The organism is Streptomyces sp. NPDC060198 (assembly GCF_042728415.1).
Lineage (GTDB): Bacteria > Actinomycetota > Actinomycetes > Streptomycetales > Streptomycetaceae > Streptomyces.
Map to the genome: position 1 here is coordinate 1 of NZ_JBHWZJ010000474.1, position 4,656 is coordinate 4,656.

The following is a 4,656-nucleotide window of genomic DNA, read 5'->3' on the forward strand; positions in this document are numbered from 1 at the left end:
GTCGTACGGGGAGGTGCGGGGGATCAGCCCTGGTCGGCCTTCTCCAGCGCGGTGCAGCAGGTGTCGACGATCAGCCGCGTGACGACGTAGGGGTCGACGTTGGCGTTCGGGCGACGGTCCTCGATGTAGCCCTTCTGGTCCTGCTCGACCTGCCACGGGATGCGGACCGAGGCGCCGCGGTCGGAGACGCCGTAGCTGTACTCGTTCCACGGGGCGGTCTCGTGCAGACCGGTCAGACGCTCGTCGATGCCGGCGCCGTAGTTCTTGACGTGGTCGAGCGGCTTCGAGCCCTCGCCCAGCGACTCGCACGCCGTGATGATCGGGTCGTAGCCCTCACGCATCGCCTTGGTGGAGAAGTTGGTGTGCGCACCGGCGCCGTTCCAGTCGCCCTTGACCGGCTTCGGGTCGAGGGTCGCGGAGACGTTGAAGTCCTCGGCGGTGCGGTAGAGCAGCCAGCGGGCGACCCACAGCTGGTCGGAGACCTCCAGCGGGGACAGCGGGCCGACCTGGAACTCCCACTGGCCGGGCATGACCTCGGCGTTGATGCCGGAGATGCCGAGACCGGCCTTGAGGCAGTTGTCCAGGTGCTTCTCGACGATGTCGCGGCCGAAGATCTCGTCGGAGCCGACACCGCAGTAGTAGCCGCCCTGCGCGGCCGGGAAGCCGCCCTCGGGGAAGCCGAGCGGACGGTGGCCCGAGAAGAAGGTGTACTCCTGCTCGATGCCGAAGATCGGCTCCTGCGGGGCGAAGCGCTCGGCCACCGGACGCAGCGCGGCGCGGGTGTTGGTCGGGTGCGGCGTCATGTCGATGTTGAAGACCTCGCACAGGACGAGGACGTCGTCGCCGCCGCGGATCGGGTCCGGGCAGGTGAAGACGGGCTTCAGGACCCGGTCGGAGGCGTGGCCCTCGGCCTGGTTGGTGCTCGAACCGTCGAAGCCCCAGATGGGCAGCTCCGCACCGTCGGCCAGGATCCGCGTCTTCGAACGCAGCTTGGCGGTCGGCTCGGTGCCGTCTATCCAGATGTACTCAGCCTTGAACGTCACGGAAGCCATCCTTTGCGGTGCTGCGAGGTCTATGCGCAGAGCTTCGCAAGGCGCGATTTCCCGTCCGTTGCCCGAATGTGAACCCCGTGTTACCGACGTTTTCCGCGGGTGAAGCGCGTCACACCCGCGGAACGACCCCGCCGCCAACGCTCCCGGCCGTACGGGATCGAGCCGACGGCGGAGCCCCGCACTCCGCCGCCCGCACGGCCCGGCGGTGCCGTCGTATACGGGCCCGCGCCCTCGGGACGTGCGGGATCCGCCCCGCACACTGGTACGCATGACGACTTCCGCGACCCCCCTGCGCATCGGACTGCTCGGCACCGGACCGTGGGCCCGCAGGACCCACGCCCCCGCCCTCGCCGCCCACCCCGGCGTCGAACTGAGCGGGGTGTGGGGCCGCCGCCACGAAGCGGCGACCGCCCTGGCCGGCGCCCATGGCGTCCCCGCCTTCGCCGGCGACGACGGCCTGGACGCGCTGCTCGCCGCCAGTGACGCCGTCGCCGTCGCGCTGCCCCCGGACGTACAGGCCCCGATCGCCGCCCGGGCGGCGGCCGCCGGCTGCCACCTCCTGCTGGACAAGCCGGTCGCCACCACGGCGGCCGGCGCGCACGAGGTCGCCGAGGCGGCCGCCAGGTCCGGTGTCGCCTCCGTCGTCTTCTGCACCCTGCGCTTCGCCCCCGAGACCGCCGCCTGGATCACCGAACAGGCCGCGCTGGACGGCTGGTTCACCGCACGCGGCCAGTGGCTCGGCGCGCTCTGGGCGCCCGGCTCCACCAGCGAGTACGCCGCCTCCCCGTGGCGCCGCGACAAGGGCGGCCTCTGGGACGTCGGCCCGCACGTCCTCTCCGTACTCCTCCCGGTCCTCGGCGACGTCACGGAACTGACAGCCGTCCGGGGTCCGTCCGACACCGTGCACCTGGTGCTCCGCCACGCCTCGGGAGCCTCCAGCACGGCGACCCTCGGCCTGGGCGCCCCGCTCGGGGCCGTCGGCACCGACATCGAACTCCGTGGCGAACACGGCGTCGCGAACCTGCCCCGCTGGGGCGGCGCGCTGGACGCCTTCACCGGAGCGGTCGACGCGCTGGCCGAAACCGTACGCACCGGGGAGCCGCACCCCTGCGACGTGCGTTTCGGGGTGCGCCTGACCGAACTGCTCGCGGAGGCCGAAGCGCAGCTCGGCCCGGCCGGCCCGGCGGTGCCCGCCGGATCGTGACCGGCGTACCGGCGTGCGCCGGCCCCGGGCGTACCGGCGCGTGCCGGGATGCACCGGCCGCGGGCGTACAACCGTCCGGGGTCCGGACGTGTCTCTCAGGCATCAACCGGGTGTGCACGGGCCGCGAGGGACGCGCCCCGGGCGCATCCCTTCGGAGGGACGATGGGTTCCGTGGGCAGGACGCGAGCAAGAGGGCTGATCGCCGTACTGGCGGCGGCGGCCTGGATGTCGGCGGGGCCGGCCGTCGCGGACGGGGGAAGCGGCGGGCCGGCCGCATCGGCAGCTCAGGCGGCGGGCACCCCGCTGCTGCAGTTCGCCAAGCCCTCGCCCGTCACCGGGGTGAAGCCGGGGGACACCGTGCCGCTGCGGATCGTGGTGAAGAACGCCGGCGACGGGCCGGCCGGACGGGTGACGCTCTACATCGGCGGATCGACCGGTACCGCGTTCGCGGAGAAGTACTCCAACTGCGTGCAGGAAGAGATCCCCGCGCAGGACGAGGGCCCCGCGCAGACGCTGGCGACCTGCGACATCGAACAGGTCCTGGAACCGGGAGTCGTCTACGCCCCCGAGGAGCCGGTCGCCCTGACCCTGCAGCCGCGCGCGCTGTACGAGTGGTACACGCTGGTCGTCCAGGCCGACTCGCCGGTGTTCCACACCGGTTCGCGCGACGGCGTCGGCAAGGAGTTGCGGTTCGTCGCGCAGGAGACCCCGCCCGCCGGGGCCGAGTACCTCGACGCGCTTCCCTTCACCCACATCACGGCCGAGAGCAGCGCCGACTTCTCCCTCACCGGGGCCGAGGTCACGGGCGAGAAGGGCGACACCGTCAAGGCGGCGGTGACCTTCGCCAACCACGGCCCGGCCTGGGTCGACAACGACACGGAAACGCCCATCGGTGTGTTCGACGTCGGCGTGCCGCCCGGCACCACGGTCACTCGCGCACCCGACGTCTGCCACCCGGTCGGCCCGGACGGGAAGGAGATCCCTGCGGCCGGCGCCACGACGTACAGGTGCAGCACCGTGAACGCCTACGTCGAAGAGAACGCCACGCTGGCCCTGGAGTTCACGCTGCGCATCGACAAGGTCGTCCCGAACGCCACGGGTGAGGTCGTCTTCGTCCCGGGCGAGAACCGGGCGGGCACCCTGCCGTTCGACCACGAGCCGGGCAACAACACCGCGAAGATCGTGGTCAATCCGGCCGAGGACGGGGCCGCCGGCGGCAGCACGGGCAGCACCGGGTCCACGACGTCGGGCGGAGCCACCGCGGGGACCACGACCGGGACCACCGGCGGGGGCGCCGTCGGCGGGGGCGCCGTCGGCGGGTCCACGTCCGTCGGCAGCACGGCCCCCGAACTCGCGGCGACCGGCGGGGCCGGTCCCGGATACCTCGGCGCCGCCGCCGGCCTGACGGCGATCGGCGGCCTCGCGCTGGCGATGGCGCAGGGGTCCTGGCGGCCCCGCCGCCGCAGGCTCACCGACCCGGGCGGCCCGGCGGGGCGCTGACGGGGCGCCGGTACGGGGACGGTGGGGCGCCGCGGAACTCAGCGGCGCCCCAGCGCGTCCCGTACCGCGTCCTCCGTGCGCGCCACCACGGCGGTACCGTCCTCGGCGGTGATGATCGGCCGCTGGATCAGCGCCGGTTCGGCACAGAGCGCCGCGATCCAGCGGTCGCGCTCCGCCGCCTCCCGGGGCCACGAGCCGATCCCCAGCTCCTTCGCGACGGCCTCTCCGGTCCGGGTGATGTCCCACGGCTCCAGCCCGAGCCGGTCCAGCACCGCCCGGATCTCGTCCGGTGCCGGAACGTCCTCCAGATACCTGCGCACGGTGTAGGACGCCCCCTGGGCGTCCAGCAGCGAGACGGCGCTCCGGCACTTCGAGCACTGCGGGTTGATCCAGATCTCCATGGGTCGAGGATACGGCCGAGGAAGGAGCGGCGGACGGCCGAAATCCCCTCTGGCCAGGGGCGATTGTCAGTGCGAGGCGGTAAAATGAAAGTAGTTCGTGAGGGTTCCACCACCGCGCCAGGAGGTTGCCGATGGCCGTCGCCGCAGTCACGACCAAGCCGCTCGACCCGACGCTCCACGCCCCGTTCCTACCGATGCAGCCGTTCGCCGCGCCGCAGCCCAAGAAGAGGCTCCCGGCGGGCCGCCCCCGAGAGTGGTACGTCGCCCACAACCGTCGGCTGAAGGCCATGCGGCTGACGATCGCCCTGCTCGACTCCGGCGTCTACCAGCCCTCCAGCGCCAGCAACCGCCGCATACGCCGCGCCGCCGAGCGCCTCGGCATCCACCGGCCCTCCGACCTCACCTGCCGCATGGTCCGCACCCTGATCCGCCACGGCCGCTGAGCCGCACCCCGACTCCGGTCAGCACGGAGACACCCCGCCCCCGGTCCTCCGGGGGC

5 protein-coding genes are annotated in these 4,656 nt (G+C 73.0%); 3 read left to right on the forward strand and 2 right to left on the reverse strand.

From position 1 onward, the window contains the following. Nucleotides 1-23: 23 nt before the first annotated feature. A complete protein-coding gene (glnII, locus tag ACFWEP_RS31895) occupies nucleotides 24-1,043 on the reverse strand; it encodes a glutamine synthetase (RefSeq protein WP_387375360.1) in 1,020 nt (339 codons plus the stop codon). Nucleotides 1,044-1,320: 277 nt separating this feature from the next. Here glnII and ACFWEP_RS31900 point away from each other — a divergent pair, with 277 nt between their 5' ends. After that, nucleotides 1,321-2,256 carry a Gfo/Idh/MocA family protein gene (locus ACFWEP_RS31900; RefSeq protein ID WP_387375361.1) on the forward strand — a complete coding sequence of 312 codons (936 nt, stop codon included), beginning with the start codon at nucleotides 1,321-1,323 and terminating at the stop codon, nucleotides 2,254-2,256. A 171-nt stretch (nucleotides 2,257-2,427) separates the two neighbouring features. After that, nucleotides 2,428-3,756: a hypothetical protein gene (locus ACFWEP_RS31905; RefSeq protein WP_387375363.1), complete on the forward strand. Its 1,329-nt coding sequence runs from the start codon at nucleotides 2,428-2,430 to the stop codon at nucleotides 3,754-3,756. Between the two features lie 38 nt (nucleotides 3,757-3,794). Here the strand turns inward: ACFWEP_RS31905 and ACFWEP_RS31910 are convergent, their stop codons facing one another. Continuing rightward, the gene (locus ACFWEP_RS31910; protein ID WP_387375364.1) at nucleotides 3,795-4,157 is read right to left on the reverse strand and encodes an ArsC/Spx/MgsR family protein; all 363 of its coding nucleotides are present in this window, start codon (nucleotides 4,155-4,157) and stop codon (nucleotides 3,795-3,797) included. A 131-nt stretch (nucleotides 4,158-4,288) separates the two neighbouring features. Here ACFWEP_RS31910 and ACFWEP_RS31915 point away from each other — a divergent pair, with 131 nt between their 5' ends. Then, on the forward strand, nucleotides 4,289-4,600 hold the full coding sequence (locus ACFWEP_RS31915) for a hypothetical protein (protein ID WP_387375366.1): 312 nt from the start codon (nucleotides 4,289-4,291) through the stop codon (nucleotides 4,598-4,600). Nucleotides 4,601-4,656: the final 56 nt, after the last annotated feature.

Excerpts from the sequence above, each read along its gene's own strand:
- ACFWEP_RS31900 (WP_387375361.1), top strand. The coding sequence starts at position 1,321 with ATGACGACTTCCGCGACCCCCCTGCGCATCGGACTGCTCGGCACCGGA.
- ACFWEP_RS31910 (WP_387375364.1), bottom strand. The coding sequence starts at position 4,157 with ATGGAGATCTGGATCAACCCGCAGTGCTCGAAGTGCCGGAGCGCCGTC.
- ACFWEP_RS31915 (WP_387375366.1), top strand. The coding sequence starts at position 4,289 with ATGGCCGTCGCCGCAGTCACGACCAAGCCGCTCGACCCGACGCTCCAC.